Source organism: Mycobacterium sp. MUNTM1, from assembly GCF_054660795.1.
In genome coordinates, this window is record NZ_BAAGDE010000092.1 from 1 (window position 1) to 14584 (window position 14584).

The following is a 14584-nucleotide window of genomic DNA, read 5'->3' on the forward strand; positions in this document are numbered from 1 at the left end:
CACCGGATGTTCCGGTGCCGTCAACCTCCGACACCACCCCGCCCGCCGAGACCGAGACGCCGATGACCACGACGCCCCGCGCGACTCCACAGGCGGCCCCACCGGCCGCGCCCGCCCGTCCGGCGGCCCCGCGCAAAGTGGCAGCCCCGCCGATCCCACCAGTTCCGGGCGTCAACGAACCCATCCCCGGGCTCGACCGCGTCAACCAGATCATTCAGGAAATCGAGGGCAACCTGGGCATCAACGTGCTGGGGCCGATACCCGCTCATTGAGACTCGGGTCAATTCGGGCTCAGCTCAACCCTTTTCGCCCTTTTTGCCCTTTTCGCCCTTGTTCTCGGCCTTGGCTGCCTCTCGGAGGACCTCGTTGAGGGCCTTGTCCTTGTCGATCTGATCCTGCAAAGCCTGCTCGTGCCGCTCGTCGTCATCGGACTTCGACTGGGCATCCGCGCCCTCGGGCGCTTCGTCCTTAGGATTGCCCTCTTCGTCCAGCCACTCGTTGACCGCCGTGCCGGACACGCTGCCACCCGTGCCGGGCAGCACGATCGTCGGCTTGTCCTCATAGGCCTCCATCATCTTGGCGGCCTCTTTTTTGTCGTCCTCGTCCGGCTCTGGCTTCTCGGTTAACCGTTGACCATCCTCTTGATCAGCCCCTTTATCGTCCTGCACGCTCATGGTCTACCCCCTTGCAGTCGCAGGTTGACGATTGCTGAGGGTTACCCGCTGCGTGGACGTGCTGAAACGCTCATCAGCGCAGTGCGTCGCGCTTGACCAGCACGACCACGGCCTGCGGGATCCGCATCGGCTCGGGCGCACTGGACAGACGTTGAGCCACCGCGGCCGCCAGCCGCTCGACGAATTGCGCCGCGCGCTCGTCGTGGACCCCACCGTCGAGTGCGGTCACCAGGGAGGGGAACAGCGCGAACCGGGCGAAGGCCGCCCATTGCGCGCCGAAAGCCTCTGCGTCGTGGTCCAACTGGTAGCGCGCCCAGAACCGATCCTCGGCGTTGAACATCTCGAGGTGCTCGATCATCAGGCCCTCGAATCGCCCCTTCGGCGCGAACGGGGCACGAAAGTCCTTCTCGGCGCGGGCGAACGTCGGAATCGTCATGCGCCGCAACTCATCCGGGCTCAGCAGGCCGTCGCGCGCCTGATCGTCCAGCGCCTCGACGATGGCGTCCAGCAGCGGCGCGAAGCCCGCCGTGTCGTCCTCGTCGGCGGCGAGTGTCAGCGCCACCAGCCTCCCCTCGGGGGCCAACTCCCGTCCGCGGAAGGCGACGAAGTTGTGCCAGTCCAGCGCCGCCTGATCGGCATAGGCCGAGTGCACGGCGTCGTCCTTGCTGCGCGAGACGTGCACGTGATCGTGCACCTCGCAGGGAGTCCGGCTCAGCCACTGCGTGGCCCACGACGTCCAGCCCAGGTTGACGGTCTTGGACGGCACGATCTGGTCATAAAAGGAACGGCCGACCGCCGAGGTGAACGCCGCGGTGTCGGAGTGCAGGTAGCTCTCCGGGTCGTCGTGCACCGTCTCGAACAGCGCGGCGAAGTCGTTACCCGGAACGTCGGTGTGCGCCACCAGGATTGCGTGATCGTGTCGGGTGCGGCGACGCAGCACCGCGATGGCCGCCGACAGCGGCCGGAGTGAATTGTGTCCGTTGGCCGCGCCGTAGTCGGCGATGACAATCGGCTGCGGAGCCCTGGGCAGCGTCACCTGCTCGGCGGCCCGCTCGAATGCCGCGATCGCCTGCGCCAACCCGGCGGCCCGCAGCCGCGACGCCTCCGTGTAGGCAGGCTCGGGCCGCACCACAATGCTCGATTCGGGCATCCGGGGTTCAGGCGGCATGGGTCAACGATAGAGGCCGAGCCGGTTGACAGTTCGGCGTGGAGGAATCAGTGCCCGCGGGCCACCCACTCCTCGTAGTGCACGATTTCGTCGCCGATGGTGGTGCTGTCGCCGTGGCCGGTGTGCACGACGGTATCGCCGGGCAACGTCCCGAGTCGGCCGGAAATCGACTGCAGGATGGTCGGGAAGTCGGAATAGGAGCGCCCGGTCGCGCCGGGGCCTCCGGAGAACAGGGTGTCCCCGGAGAACACGACGCCTCTGGGGCCCAGTTCCGGCGCGTACCAGCACACCGATCCGGGGGAGTGGCCCGGCGTGTGCAGCGCCAGCAGCTCGGTGCCGGCGACGTCGAGCGTGTCACCGTCGGCGATCGTGCGAAAGCCCTTATCCGGGTGGGTCATTCGCCACAGCACTTCGTCGCCGGGGTGCAACAGCACCGGGGCGTCCAGCGCCGCGCCCAGTTCGGGTGCCACGGTGACGTGGTCGTTGTGGCCGTGGGTGCACACCACCGCGACCACATTGCGCTTACCCACCGCCGCCACGATCGGCTCGGCGGAATGCGCGGCGTCGAACACCACCACGTCGGAGTCGTCGCCGACGATCCAGATGTTGTTGTCGACTTCCCAACTGCCACCGTCGAGTTCGAAGGTGCCGTGGGTGACGATCTTGTCGATGGTGGCCATTACAGGATCACCACCGAGCGCAGCACCTCGCCGCCGTGCATGCGGTGGAACGCCTCTTCCACGTCGCCGAGCCCGATGCGCTCGGAGACGAACTGCTCCAGCGGCAGCCGGCCCTGCAGATACAGGTCGATCAAGGTGGGGAAGTCGCGTTCGGGCAGGCAGTCGCCATACCACGACGACTTCAGCGAACCGCCGTGGCTGAAGAAGTCCACCAGCGGCATGTCCAGGCGCATGTCGGGGGTTGGAACACCAACCAGCACAACGGTTCCGGCGAGGTCGCGGGCGTAGAAGGCCTGCTTCCAGGTTTCCGGCCGGCCCACGGCGTCGATCACCACGTTGGCGCCGAACCCGTCGGTGAGGTCCTGGATGGTCTTGACCACGTCGAGTTCGCGGGCGTTCACGGTGTGCGTGGCGCCGAACTTGCGGGCCCAGTCCAGTTTGGTGTTGTCGGTGTCGACGGCGATGATCCGCCGGGCGCCCACCAGCGCCGCACCGGCGATCGCGGCGTCACCCACGCCGCCGCAACCGATGACGGCGACGGTGTCGTCGCGGGTGACGGCGCCGGTGTTGATCGCCGCGCCGAGCCCGGCCATCACCCCGCAGCCCAGCAGGCCCGCGACCGCGGGGTCTGCCTCGGGATTGACCTTGGTGCACTGGCCGGCGGCCACCAGCGTCTTGTCGGCGAACGCGCCGATGCCCAGCGCGGGCGTGAGCTCGGTGCCGTCGGTCAGCGTCATCTTCTGGGTGGCATTGAAGGTGTCGAAGCACAGGTGCGGGCGCCCGCGCTTGCAGGCCCGGCACTGCCCGCACACCGCGCGCCAGTTCAGGACGACGAAGTCGCCCGGCGCGACGGCGGTCACGTCCGGGCCGACGGCCTCGACCCGGCCGGCGGCCTCGTGGCCGAGCAGGAAAGGATATTCGTCGTTGATGCCGCCCTCGCGGTAGGTCAGGTCGGTGTGGCACACCCCGCAGGCGATTACGTCGACCAGAGCCTCCCCGGGCCCGGGATCCGGGACGACGATGTCCACCAACTCAACGGGTTCGCCCTTCTTGCGTGAAATCACGCCGCGCACTGTCTGACTCATGGGCTCCAACCTACTGACCGCCGCCATACATCTCGCGGCGGGTTGTCCACCCATCGCTCTGGGCAACCGGCCGGCCGTCAACCGGGTGTAGCGTCCCTGGGCGTGACGGCTTTGGAAACCACCGAAGAATTCACCGAACGAATCACCGCGGCGATCGACGGCGCCAGCCTGACGCTGCTGCTCAGCATCGGGCATCAGACGGGGCTGCTGGACACGATGGCCGGGCAGGCGCCGGCCACCAGCGAGCAGATCGCCGAGGCGGCCGGTCTCAACGAACGCTACGTCCGGGAGTGGCTGGCCGGTATGACCACCGGACGCGTCGTCGACTACGACCCCGGCACCGCGACCTACTCGTTGCCCGCGGAGCGCGCCAAGGTGCTGACGCGCGAGGCCGGACCGGACAACCTGGCCCTGGTGACCCTGTTCGTTCCGGTGCTCGCGGAGGTCGAGCAAAAGATCATCGGGTGCTTCCGCGCCGGGGGCGGGCTGCCGTACAGCGAGTTCCCCCGCTTCCACGCGTTGATGGCTGAGCAGAGCGGGGTCGTCTACGACACCGCGCTGGTCGACGTGGTGCTGCCGTTGGTGGACGGCCTCGTGGAACGGCTCCGGTCCGGAGCCGACGTCGCGGATTTCGGCTGCGGCAGCGGGCACGCCATCAACGTGATGGCGCAAGCGTTTCCGGCCAGCCGTTTCACCGGCATCGACTTTTCCGAGCAGGCTATCGCCACCGGGATCGCGGAAGCCGCCGAGCGCGGCCTCTCCAACGCGGCCTTCGAAAGCCACAATCTCGCTGATTTGGACAAGGCGGACGCCTACGACGTCATCACCGTCTTCGACGCCATCCACGATCAGGCGCAGCCGGCGCGCGTCCTGGAGAACATCCATCGCGCGCTGCGGCCCGGCGGTGTGCTGCTGATGGCCGACATCAAGGCGTCGAGCCGGCTCGAGGAGAACGTCGGCGTCCCGATGAGCACCTACCTGTACACGACGTCGCTGATGCACTGCATGACGGTGTCGTTGGCGCTGGACGGCGCCGGACTGGGCACCGCCTGGGGGACGCAGCTGGCCGTCTCGATGCTGGGCGATGCCGGGTTCGGCGACGTGAGCGTGGCCGAGATCGAGTCGGACCCGATCAACAACTACTACATCGCCCGGAAGTGATGGCGGCCCTCGATGCCCTGAACGACTGGCCGGTCGGGGCCGCCGCCGCGGCGGTAATCGGCCCGGGCGGCGTGTTGGCGAGTCACGGCGACATCGAGCGGGTGTTCGAGCTGGCCTCGGTGACCAAGCCGCTGGCGGCCCGGGCCGTGCAGGTCGCCATCGAGGAAGGCGCGGTCGAGCTCGACACGCCGGCCGGCCCGCCCGGCGCGACCGTCCGCCACCTGCTTGCCCACACCTCGGGTCTGTCGATGCACGACGACCGGGTGCTGGCCGCGCCCGGCGCCCGGCGGATCTACTCCAACCAGGGCTTCACCGTGCTGGGCCAGACCGTGGAGCGCGAGACCGGCATCGAGTTTGCGCGCTACCTGACCGAGGCGGTGTGCGAGCCGCTGGGCATGGCGGCGACCCAGCTGCACGGCGGCGCGGTGGCCGCCGGGTTCGGGGCCAGGTCGACGGTGGCCGACCTGGCGGTGTTCGCCGGGGACTTGCTGCGCCCGGCGACGGTCTCGCAGGGCCTGCACGCCGAGGCGACGACGGTGCAGTTTCCCGGTTTGGACGGCGTTCTGCCCGGTTACGGGGTGCAGCGGCCCAACGATTGGGGGCTGGGTTTCGAGCTCCGGGACACGAAATCGCCGCACTGGACGGGCGCCCAGAATTCCGCGCGGACGTACGGCCACTTCGGCCAAGCGGGCGGGTTTATCTGGGCAGATCCGGAAAAAGACCTGGCGCTGGTGGTTCTCACGGACCGGGATTTCGGGGAGTGGGCGCTGCGGCCGTGGCCAGCGCTTTCGGACGCCGTGATAGCCGATTACAGCTAGTGGGAAATGCACACTAGCGCAACAGGGGTATCACAAGGCACAATAGACACGCACGACACACAAAAAATCGAAGATTTCAAGCACGCTGCCCTGTTTGTCGGGTCCGCAGGTCGTTGGGGAAGACGTCCCTCGTGGAACCGAAGGAGCAGGAAATGCGAGCGTCGAATCAATTCGCCGACGTGACGACCGGCGTGGTGTACGTGCACGCGTCACCCGCGGCGGTTTGCCCGCATGTCGAGTGGGCGTTGTCGTCGTCCCTGGGCGCCAAGGCGAATCTGAACTGGACGCCCCAGCCGGCGATGCCCGGGCAGCTGCGCGCGGTCACCAACTGGGTCGGGCCGGTGGGCACCGGTGCCAAACTGGCCAACGCGCTGCGGTCCTGGTCCGTGCTGCGGTTCGAGGTCACCGAGGACCCCAGCCCCGGCGTCGACGGCCACCGGTTCAGCCACACCCCGCAGCTCGGCCTGTGGAGCGGGGCGATGAGCGCCAACGGCGACATCATGGTCGGGGAGATGCGGCTGCGGGCGATGATGGCCCAGGGCGCCGACACCCTGGCCGCGGAATTGGACTCGGTGCTCGGCACGGCCTGGGACGAGGCGCTCGAGGCCTACCGCGACGGCGGCGACGTCGGCGAGGTGACCTGGCTGAGCCGCGGCGTCGGCTAGTCGATCGGTGACTCTCAAACGCGCTAGTCGTACTCGGTCATGAGGTTGGCCCGGCGCAGAATCTGCAGAGCGCCCGGGACCACCGAGATCTCGGCCGGTAGCGCGCAGGCGAAGTCGCCGTCGGCGTAGACGTTGATCCCGGGGCATTCGACGTGGACGGATTTGGCCCGCGCCGTGCTCACCTCGTCGAGGTTGACATGGGTGCCCTTCATGACCGTCGGGAACAGGCGGACCAACTTGGTGCGCGATGCCTCGTGCACCATGGTGATGTCGAGCAGGCCGTCGGTGTGGTCGGCGCCGGGGCAGATCTGCAGCCCGCCGCCGTAGCTGCGGGTGTTGCCGAAGGCGGCGAGCGTGATCGCCGCGTCGAGCTCTTTGCAGCCGTCGAGCACCATGCGAAATGGCAAGAGCCGCAACTGTGACAGCTCGGCGAGCATCGCGACGTAATAGCGCAGCCGGCCGTGCGGCCAGGTCATCCGGTTAGCGCGATCGGTGACCAGCGAATCGAAACCGGTGGCCGCCACTGTGCCGAACCATTTCTCGCTCCCGGTGCTGTCCCGAATCAGGCCCAGGTCAATGGATTCCGTGCAGCCGTCGACGACGATATCGGCGGCGGCCTCGGCGTCCTTGGTGGGGATGCCGAATTCGCGGGCGTGGTCGTTGCCGGTGCCGGCCGGAATCACACCCAGCGGAACGTCGCTGCCCGCCAACACCTGCAGCGCGTTGGAGACGACGCCGTCGCCTCCGGTCACCATGACCGCGTCGGCGCCCTTCTCCAGGGCCGCGCCGACCAGATGGCGGGCGTCTTGCGCGTCGTCGCCGATGATTTCGACGACCTCCACGCCGCGCCGGTGCAGCCGGGCGATCGCGAGCTGGGCGGCGTGCACCGCGGCTCCGTGGCCCGACACCGGGTTGGTCAGCGCGATCACCTTGCCGATCTCATGGCGGCGCGGCTCGGCCGTCACGGAATCAGCTTGCCGGGATTGAGAATTCCGGCCGGATCCAGTGTCGCCTTGACCGCGCGTAACACCTGCACTCCCAGCTCGCCTATCTCGTCGCGCATCCACGGCCGGTGGTCGGCGCCGACCGCGTGGTGGTGGGTAATGGTCCCGCCGGTGGCCATGATGGCATCCGACGCGGCCTTTTTGGCGGCTTTCCATTGCTCGATCGGGTTGCCCCGTTGCCCCGCGACGACGGTGAAGTACAACGAGGCGCCGGTGGGATAGACGTGCGAAATGTGGCACATCACCAGGGCGGGTGTGCCGGTCGCGGCGAGCGCATCGGTAAGCGCTTGGGTGACAGCGGCTTTCAGCGCGGGGACGCCTGCCCAGTCGGTCGCGGTCTCCAGCGTTTCGCACAGCGCGCCGGCCGCGAGCAGTGAGTCGCGCAGGTAGGGTGCGCCGAATCGGCCGCGCTCCCAGGCCTGGGCCGGACCGTCGCCGAGCGAGGTTCCGCCCCGGGCCGCCAGCAGCGCGCTGGTTTCGGCGTGCCGGCTTTCGACGTGTTCCGTGGTGCCCTCGAACACGGCGATGGCCAGGCATCCGCCCGTGATCTGAGATTCGCCGATCGCCTCGGTGGTGGCCAGGTTGACTCCGGTCTCGGCCTCGTCGGAGAGCCGAATGACGGTGGGGCCGGTGGCATTTTGGGTGACGGCACGCAGGGCCGCGGCCCCGGTCGCGAAGTCGGGGAACGACCACGCCTCATAGCGGACCGCTTCCGGCACGCGGTGCACGCGCAGCCGCACCAGGGTGATGACGCCGAGGGTGCCCTCCGAGCCGATCAACAGCTGGCGCAGGTCGGGGCCCGCGGCGGATTCCGGTGCGCGACCCAGATCCAGGGTGCCCACCGGGGTGACCACCCGCAGGCCGCGCACCATGTCGTTGAACCGGCCGTAGCCCGCCGAGTCCTGACCGGAGGAGCGGGTCGCGGCGAAGCCACCGATGGTGGCGTACTCGAAACTCTGCGGGAAATGGCCGAGCGAAAAGCCTTGTGCGCCGAGGAGTCGCTCGGCCTCCGGCCCGGTGACCCCGGCCCCGAAGACGGCCTGCCCGGACACGTCGTCCAGCGAGATCAGCTGGTCGAAGCGGCGCAGATCGAGCGATACGACGGCGGAGAACTCCCCGCGGTCGGGGTCGAGCCCACCGACCACGCTGGTGCCCCCGCCGAAGGGCACGACGGCGATGCGACGCTGCGAGCAATGGCGCAGGATCGCGGCAACGGCGTCGTCATCGCCGGGAAGCAGCACGGCGTCGGGCGCGTCCTGGACGCCTTCGTCGTTGCGGCGTAGCAGGTCGATGGTGGATTTGCCGCCCGCGTGCAGCAGCCGATCGGGGTCGGCCGTGCGACAGTATTCGGCGCCGACGATGGCGGCCAGCGCGTCTCGATCGGACTCCGACAACGCCGACGGGCGCAATTGGACCTGGTCGGCTCGCAGTTCGGCCGTGCGAGACCCCTCAACCCCCACGGCCTGCTGCAGCAACGACCGGATCCCCTCCGAGAGCGGCTTGGCCGCGGCGGGGTCTCCCCACGCGTTCCATTTCATCGGCGGCAACAGCCCCTGGGGATCGGTCATGCGTTACAGTATTACATATGTTGTCAATCCGTAACACACGGTTGGACACCGGCGAGCGCATCCTCGCGGCCGCCGCCAGCTGCGTGGTGGATTTCGGCGTGGAGCGCGTGACCCTCGCCGAGATAGCCCGGCGCGCGGGGGTCAGCAGGCCGACGGTGTACCGGCGCTGGCCGGACACGCCGTCGATCGTTGCGGCGCTGCTGACCCAGCACATCACCGAGGTGATGCGCGACGCCCCGTTGCTCGGGAACGATCGGGAATCGCTTGTGCGACAGATAGTTACGGTGACGGATCTGTTGCGGGTGGACAAGTTGGTGATGTCGGTGCTGCACTCGGATCTCGCGTCGACCTACATCACCGAGCGCCTGGGGACCAGCCAGCGCATGCTGATCGACGCCCTGGCCGCCCGGCTGCGGGTGGCTCAGGGGCACGGCAGCGTCCGGCTCGGTGACCCCGTCCAGATGGCGACCATGGTGCTGTTGATCGCCCAGTCGACGATCCAGTCAGCGCAGATCGTCGAACCGATGCTCGACGCCGACGCCCTGGCCACCGAGCTGGCCTACTCGCTGAACGGATACCTGTCGTGATACCCGATCCGACCGCCCTGAATGCCGCCCGCCGCGCCGCCGACCTGGCCGCCCTCGCCGACGGCGAGGCGCTGGACGTCGTGGTGATCGGCGGCGGCATCACCGGCGCCGGCATCGCGCTGGATGCCGCGGCGCGCGGCCTGCGGGTGGCGCTGGTGGAGAAACACGATCTGGCGTTCGGCACCAGCCGCTGGAGTTCCAAGCTCGTGCACGGCGGGCTGCGCTACCTGGCAACCGGCAACGTGGGCATCGCCCGGCGCAGCGCCCTCGAGCGCGGAATCCTGATGACGCGCAACGCCCCCCACCTGGTTCACGCGATGCCCCAGCTGGTGCCGTTGCTGCCGTCGATGAGCCCAGGCAAGCGGGCGCTGGTGCGCGGCGGGTTCCTGGCCGGTGACGCGCTGCGGTTCCTCGCCGGCACGCCGGCGTCGACCCTGCCCCGCTCGCGCCGGGTTTCGGCCCAGCGCGTCGTGGAGATGGCGCCGACCGTGCGGCGCGACGGCCTCAACGGGGGATTCCTGGCCTACGACGGTCAGTTGATCGACGACGCCCGACTGGTCGCCGCGGTCGCGCGCACCGCGGCGCAGCACGGTGCGCGGATCCTGACCCGGGTGTCGGCATCGCGGGCCACCGGCACCTCGGTGCGACTGACCGACCTGCGCGCGGGTGAGTCGTTCGACGTGTCGGCGGGCGCGGTCATCAACGCGGCCGGGGTGTGGGCCGGCGAGATCGATGGCGCGTTGCGGTTACGGCCCAGTCGCGGCACGCATCTGGTCTTCGACGCTCAGACCTTCGGCAATCCGACTGCGGCGCTGACCATTCCGATCCCCGGTGAGCTCAATCGCTTCGTCTTCGCCATGCCCGAACAACTGGGCCGGGTTTATCTGGGGCTGACCGACGAGGCGGCCCCCGGCCCCATTCCGGACGTGCCCGAGCCGTCCGTCGAAGAGATCACGTTCCTGCTGGACACGGTGAACACCGCGTTGGGTACCGGGCTGTCCGCCACCGACGTGATCGGCGCCTACGCCGGGCTGCGGCCGCTGATCGATACCGGCGAAGGCCGCACCGCCGATGTCTCCCGCGAGCATGCCGTCGTGGAATCGGGGTCCGGGGTGATCAGCGTGATCGGCGGCAAGCTGACCGAATACCGCTACATGGCACAGGATGTGCTGGATCGCGCGATTCGGGTGCGGCGCCTGCGCGCCGGGAAATGCCGGACCCGCAACCTGCCGCTGATCGGGGCGCCGGCCAATCCCGGGGTGATCGCGGCCAGCGACACCGAGCTGCCGCCGTCGCTGGTGCAGCGGTACGGCGCCGAGGCGCACAAGGTCGTCGCCGTCGCGGCCTGCGACCGTCCGACCGAGCCGGCCGTGGAGGGAATCGACGTCAGCAGGGCCGAATTCGCTTACGCGGTAACTCATGAGGGCGCTCTCGACGTTTCCGACATCCTGGACCGGCGGACCCGGATCGGGTTGGTGGCGCGCGATCGGGAGCGGGCCGTCGCCGTCGCCGAGGAGTTCCTGGCGCGCTTCGGCTAGCCGAACCTAGTCCGACGAATTATCGGAGTCCTTGTCGTCCTTGGAGTCCGTGTCGTCTTCGGAGTCCGTGTCGTCTTCGGAGTCCTCGTTGTCTTTGGAGTCTTCGTCGTGTTTGGAGTCCGTGTCGTCTTTGGAGTCCTCGCCGTCCTTGGACTCCTCGGTGCTGTCGGACTCCGCGGACTCTTCGAGCTTGGCCGCGAACTTCGTCAGTAGGCCAGCGAGGTCACGGGCCTCTTCTGCCGATATCGAATCATCGAATATCCGTTTGTCGCTCTCCGATATGCGTGCGAGGTAAACCGCGTTGTTCTGGATGCCGACGTCCCACCGGCCCCCTTCTTCACGAACCATGCGATGCCGCCTTCTGGCTAGGAGCTGATTCCACTGACGCCCGTTGGTGCGTTGGTTACCCACTCCAGCTGACGCGGCAACAGCCCTTAGCTGGAATTTCCGGATGCCACCTATCTTTATGGCAGTCAATGTATAATGATAGTTACTATCACTTTGTCCCACTGCGTTCGGAGGTGAGCGTGACGGCTACACGTGTTCCGGTACTCATCGTCGGAGCCGGCGTCGGCGGGCTGGCCACGTCGGCGTTGCTGGCCCAGCACGGGGTTCGCTCGCTGCTGGTCGAAAAGCGACGGGAATTCTTCCTCTATCCGAAGGCACGCAATCTGAGTTTCCGCAGCTCGGAAGTACTGCGCGGCCTGGGGCTTCGCGACGAGGTGCGCGCGGTCGCCGAGCACGTCTCGGCGCTGGTCGTCAAACCGACGCTCAACAGCGCCGCGGAAGCACCGGCGCTCGACATCGAGGCGATCTTCGCCGGACTGGACACGCTGAGCCCCGAGCCGGCGGCACAATACTGCCCGCAAAGCCGGCTCGAGCCGATCCTGCGCGATGCGGCGCGACGAGGCGGCGGCGAGGTGCGCTACGGCACGGAGCTGTCCTCGGTCGAGCTGGACCAGACCGGTGTCACCGCCGTGGTGCGCGACGCCGAGTCGGGAAAGTCGGAGACCGTCCGCGCCGACTATCTCGTCGGCGCCGACGGCGTGCACAGCCCGCTCCGTAACCGGTTGGGCATCAGCACATCCGGGTACGGTGCGCTGCCGATCTACGTCGTCTTCGTCTACTTCCGGGCGCCCTGGCGACGGTTCGTCCCGGAGTTGCACGACGGCGATGGCGTGCAGGTCAAGAACGACGACGTGGACGGGATCTTCCTGGTCGCAGAGGGCGACCTCGGCATGTTCATCACCACCTACTTTCCTGCGGCGGGCGAGACGGCCGAGCAGTTCACCCCGCAGCGCTGCCGCGACGTGCTGACCAAGGCCTTCGGCGAGTCGATGGACATCGACATCATCGAGGTGGCGGCATGGCAACCCTACGAACAGGTGGCCGACCAATTCCGTTGCGGGCGTGCCTTTCTCGTGGGCGATTCGGCACACACCATGCCGCCGTTCAAGGCCGGGGGAGCCAACACCGCCATCCAGAGCGCGCACAATCTGGCGTGGAAACTCGCCGCCGTCCTCGACGGGCACGCCGGTCCCGAACTGCTCGACACCTATCACGACGAGCGGCATCCGGTGGGCCGATTCGCCGCGCGCCAGTCGCTTACCGGGCCGTCGATGGCCCTGCTGCGGCCGGGTGGCGACGCGCCGCAGCTGCCGGCGGACGAGGAGTGTTCGATGTTCGCCCTGCTCATCGGATACCGCTACCACTCTGCCGCGGTCCTGGCACGCGACGCGGACGGCGACGGCCTGGTGGACGGGTTGCGCGCTCAGCCCGGCACCCGGGTACCGCACGTCTGGGTGCGCGAGGGCGTGTCGACGCTCGACCTGCTGGGGCCCCGATTCACCGTGCTGTCCGGCGACGAGCGATGGTGTGCGGCAGCGGCTTCGGTCTCGCTGGCCGCGCATCGCTTCTACAGCGACAAGTGGGCGGCGGTCACCGGACTGCCGCCGGATGGGGCGCTGCTGATCCGCCCGGACGACTTCGTCGGGTGGCGCTCCGACGATCTTCCCGCCGACCCCGAAGGGGAGCTGCGGCAAGCGCTTTCGGCGATCCTGGGCCGGCTGCCTGCGCGAGCGTAGGTACGCTCGCGGGTCGAAAATTTACAGCGGGATGTTCTTGTGGCGGCCGCGTCGCGCGGGCGCCTGGGCCAGCGCCTCGGTGAGCTTGCTGCGGGTGTGCGACGGGTCGATCTTCTCGTCGACCACGCCGATCTCGATGGCGCTGTCCACGCCGCCCGCGATCCGCTCATGCTCGGCGGCCAGCTGATCGTGCAGCGCTTCGCGCTCGTGATCCGCCGCGGCGGCGAGCTTCTTCTTGTGCAGAATGCCGACGGCGGCCTTGGCGCCCATCACCGCGACCTCGGCATCCGGCCACGCGTACACCTTGGTCGCGTTCAGTGACCGCGAGTTCATCGCAATGTAGGCCCCGCCGTAGGTCTTTCGGGTGACCAGCGTGACGCGCGGAACAGTGCACTCGCCGAACGCGTGCAGCAGCTTGGCGCCGCGGCGCACCACGCCACCCCACTCCTGGTCGACACCGGGCAGGTACCCGGGCACGTCGACGATCACCACCAGCGGAATGCCGAAGGCATCGCACAGCCGCACGAAACGTGCTGCCTTCTCGGCGCTTTCGGAGTTCAGGCAACCGCCCAGGCGCAGCGGGTTGTTGGCCAGCACGCCGACCGTCCGGCCGGACAACCGGCCCAGACCGATCACCATCGACGGCGCCCAGTTGGCCTGGAACTCGTCGAACGGCGTCTCGTCGTCGAGGATCGCGGTCACGATCGGGCGCACGTCATACGCCCGCCGCGCCGACTCGGGCAGCAGGGCGTGGATATCGGTGTCGCCGGCCTCGGCCTTGTTGCGGTCGAAATGCCCCTGCTGGCAGAACAATCCGACCAACCGGCGACCACGCTCGTACGCGTCGAGCTCGTCGTCGGCGACGATGTGGCACACCCCGGACTTCTTGTGGTGGGTCTCCGGGCCACCGAGCGAGCACATGTCCACGTCCTCGCCGGTGACGCTGCGCACCACGTCCGGCCCGGTGACGAACACCCGGCTCTCCGGAGCCATCACGATCACATCGGTCAGGGCCGGCCCATAGGCGGCACCGCCGGCCGCGAACCCGACGACCACCGAGATCTGCGGGATGTAACCGGACGCCCGGATCATCGCCTCGAAGACCAGGCCGACGGCGTGAAGCGCCTTCACACCCTCGGCCAGCCGCGCACCGCCGGAGTGCCAGATGCCCACGATCGGGCTCTGCTCCTCGATGGCGGTGTCGTAGGCATTGACGATGTGCGTGCAGCCCTCGATGCCCATCGCGCCGCCCATGACGGTGCCGTCGGTGCAGAACGCGATGGTGCGCACACCGTTCACGGTCCCCGCGGCGGCAAGGACGCCGGAACGATCGCGCTCGTGCAGCAGCTCGACGGTGTCATCGTCGAAGAAGGTGCTCAGGCGCAACAGCGGGTCGCGAGGGTCGAGCGACTCGCCAACCGTCTCGGGGGCCGTGATAGTCATCGCAGGTCTCCTGATATTCGGTGTTGCTCGGTTCAGTAGCGCCCGAAGGCGATGGCCACGTTGTGTCCGCCGAAGCCGAACGAGTTGTTGATCGCGTACTCGTAGTTGC

At 68.4% G+C, this 14584-nt stretch carries 15 protein-coding genes and 1 pseudogene; 7 read left to right on the forward strand and 9 right to left on the reverse strand.

The annotated features are described in order from the left end of the window. A pseudogene (locus ACYQ8K_RS28735) lies at positions 1 to 272 on the forward strand (Hsp70 family protein); the annotation flags it as partial. Positions 273 to 296: 24 nt separating this feature from the next. Here the strand turns inward: ACYQ8K_RS28735 and ACYQ8K_RS28740 are convergent. From ACYQ8K_RS28740 to ACYQ8K_RS28755, 4 genes are all read right to left on the reverse strand, one after another. After that, a complete protein-coding gene (locus tag ACYQ8K_RS28740) occupies positions 297 to 674 on the reverse strand; it encodes a hypothetical protein (RefSeq protein ID WP_459974582.1) in 378 nt (125 codons plus the stop codon). Positions 675 to 747: 73 nt separating this feature from the next. Then, positions 748 to 1842 (reverse strand): class I SAM-dependent methyltransferase, encoded by a 1095-nt coding sequence (locus ACYQ8K_RS28745; protein WP_459974584.1) that lies wholly within the window; start codon positions 1840 to 1842, stop codon positions 748 to 750. A gap of 47 nt (positions 1843 to 1889) precedes the next feature. Then, positions 1890 to 2522, reverse strand: coding sequence for an MBL fold metallo-hydrolase (locus ACYQ8K_RS28750; RefSeq protein WP_459974586.1), 633 nt, complete (start codon positions 2520 to 2522; stop codon positions 1890 to 1892). Continuing rightward, the gene (locus ACYQ8K_RS28755; protein ID WP_459974588.1) at positions 2522 to 3607 is read right to left on the reverse strand and encodes an S-(hydroxymethyl)mycothiol dehydrogenase; all 1086 of its coding nucleotides are present in this window, start codon (positions 3605 to 3607) and stop codon (positions 2522 to 2524) included. Before ACYQ8K_RS28755 ends, ACYQ8K_RS28750 begins: the two co-directional genes overlap by 1 nt. A 102-nt stretch (positions 3608 to 3709) precedes the next feature. On the opposite strand from ACYQ8K_RS28755, the gene ACYQ8K_RS28760 reads away from it, so the two are divergent. The 3 genes from ACYQ8K_RS28760 to ACYQ8K_RS28770 all read left to right on the forward strand — a co-directional run bounded on the left by ACYQ8K_RS28760 (position 3710) and on the right by ACYQ8K_RS28770 (position 6251). Continuing rightward, the gene (locus ACYQ8K_RS28760) at positions 3710 to 4768 is read left to right on the forward strand and encodes a class I SAM-dependent methyltransferase (RefSeq protein WP_459974590.1); all 1059 of its coding nucleotides are present in this window, start codon (positions 3710 to 3712) and stop codon (positions 4766 to 4768) included. Next, complete coding sequence (locus tag ACYQ8K_RS28765; RefSeq protein WP_459974592.1) at positions 4768 to 5586, forward strand: serine hydrolase domain-containing protein; 819 nt, start codon at positions 4768 to 4770, stop codon at positions 5584 to 5586. The genes ACYQ8K_RS28760 and ACYQ8K_RS28765 overlap by 1 nt, the downstream gene beginning before the upstream one ends. Positions 5587 to 5738: 152 nt before the next feature. Next, positions 5739 to 6251, forward strand: coding sequence for a DUF3145 domain-containing protein (locus tag ACYQ8K_RS28770; RefSeq protein ID WP_064953105.1), 513 nt, complete (start codon positions 5739 to 5741; stop codon positions 6249 to 6251). Between the two features lie 23 nt (positions 6252 to 6274). Here ACYQ8K_RS28770 and ACYQ8K_RS28775 read toward each other — a convergent pair whose 3' ends face one another. After that, positions 6275 to 7216 (reverse strand): diacylglycerol kinase, encoded by a 942-nt coding sequence (locus ACYQ8K_RS28775; RefSeq protein ID WP_459974595.1) that lies wholly within the window; start codon positions 7214 to 7216, stop codon positions 6275 to 6277. After that, the gene (locus ACYQ8K_RS28780) at positions 7213 to 8793 is read right to left on the reverse strand and encodes an FAD-binding oxidoreductase (protein ID WP_459974605.1); all 1581 of its coding nucleotides are present in this window, start codon (positions 8791 to 8793) and stop codon (positions 7213 to 7215) included. The genes ACYQ8K_RS28775 and ACYQ8K_RS28780 overlap by 4 nt, the downstream gene beginning before the upstream one ends. 47 nt (positions 8794 to 8840) lie before the next feature. On the opposite strand from ACYQ8K_RS28780, the gene ACYQ8K_RS28785 reads away from it, so the two are divergent. Both ACYQ8K_RS28785 and ACYQ8K_RS28790 read left to right on the forward strand, forming a co-directional pair. Continuing rightward, on the forward strand, positions 8841 to 9410 hold the full coding sequence (locus ACYQ8K_RS28785) for a TetR/AcrR family transcriptional regulator (protein WP_459974597.1): 570 nt from the start codon (positions 8841 to 8843) through the stop codon (positions 9408 to 9410). Continuing rightward, positions 9407 to 10948, forward strand: coding sequence for a glycerol-3-phosphate dehydrogenase/oxidase (locus ACYQ8K_RS28790; RefSeq protein WP_459974599.1), 1542 nt, complete (start codon positions 9407 to 9409; stop codon positions 10946 to 10948). Before ACYQ8K_RS28785 ends, ACYQ8K_RS28790 begins: the two co-directional genes overlap by 4 nt. A 6-nt stretch (positions 10949 to 10954) precedes the next feature. On the opposite strand, the gene ACYQ8K_RS28795 is transcribed toward ACYQ8K_RS28790, so the two are convergent. Further along, complete coding sequence (locus tag ACYQ8K_RS28795) at positions 10955 to 11296, reverse strand: hypothetical protein (RefSeq protein ID WP_459974601.1); 342 nt, start codon at positions 11294 to 11296, stop codon at positions 10955 to 10957. 179 nt (positions 11297 to 11475) lie between these two features. On the opposite strand from ACYQ8K_RS28795, the gene ACYQ8K_RS28800 reads away from it, so the two are divergent. Next, entirely contained in the window at positions 11476 to 13032 is a 1557-nt protein-coding gene (locus tag ACYQ8K_RS28800) for an FAD-dependent monooxygenase (RefSeq protein ID WP_459974603.1), read from the forward strand. A 21-nt stretch (positions 13033 to 13053) separates the two neighbouring features. On the opposite strand, the gene ACYQ8K_RS28805 is transcribed toward ACYQ8K_RS28800, so the two are convergent. Together ACYQ8K_RS28805 and ACYQ8K_RS28810 are read right to left on the reverse strand one after the other, a co-directional pair. After that, the gene (locus ACYQ8K_RS28805; protein WP_065030514.1) at positions 13054 to 14475 is read right to left on the reverse strand and encodes an acyl-CoA carboxylase subunit beta; all 1422 of its coding nucleotides are present in this window, start codon (positions 14473 to 14475) and stop codon (positions 13054 to 13056) included. A 32-nt stretch (positions 14476 to 14507) separates the two neighbouring features. Further along, positions 14508 to 14584: hypothetical protein (locus ACYQ8K_RS28810; protein ID WP_231122602.1), on the reverse strand; the 77-nt coding region annotated here is incomplete at its 5' end.

Bases quoted from the DNA above. Each gene is read 5' to 3' on its own strand.
- ACYQ8K_RS28740 (WP_459974582.1), bottom strand. From the start codon at position 674: ATGAGCGTGCAGGACGATAAAGGGGCTGATCAAGAGGATGGTCAACGG.
- ACYQ8K_RS28745 (WP_459974584.1), bottom strand. From the start codon at position 1,842: ATGCCGCCTGAACCCCGGATGCCCGAATCGAGCATTGTGGTGCGGCCC.
- ACYQ8K_RS28750 (WP_459974586.1), bottom strand. From the start codon at position 2,522: ATGGCCACCATCGACAAGATCGTCACCCACGGCACCTTCGAACTCGAC.
- ACYQ8K_RS28755 (WP_459974588.1), bottom strand. From the start codon at position 3,607: ATGAGTCAGACAGTGCGCGGCGTGATTTCACGCAAGAAGGGCGAACCC.
- ACYQ8K_RS28765 (WP_459974592.1), top strand. From the start codon at position 4,768: ATGGCGGCCCTCGATGCCCTGAACGACTGGCCGGTCGGGGCCGCCGCC.
- ACYQ8K_RS28770 (WP_064953105.1), top strand. From the start codon at position 5,739: ATGCGAGCGTCGAATCAATTCGCCGACGTGACGACCGGCGTGGTGTAC.
- ACYQ8K_RS28780 (WP_459974605.1), bottom strand. From the start codon at position 8,793: ATGAAATGGAACGCGTGGGGAGACCCCGCCGCGGCCAAGCCGCTCTCG.
- ACYQ8K_RS28785 (WP_459974597.1), top strand. From the start codon at position 8,841: ATGTTGTCAATCCGTAACACACGGTTGGACACCGGCGAGCGCATCCTC.
- ACYQ8K_RS28795 (WP_459974601.1), bottom strand. From the start codon at position 11,296: ATGGTTCGTGAAGAAGGGGGCCGGTGGGACGTCGGCATCCAGAACAAC.
- ACYQ8K_RS28805 (WP_065030514.1), bottom strand. From the start codon at position 14,475: ATGACTATCACGGCCCCCGAGACGGTTGGCGAGTCGCTCGACCCTCGC.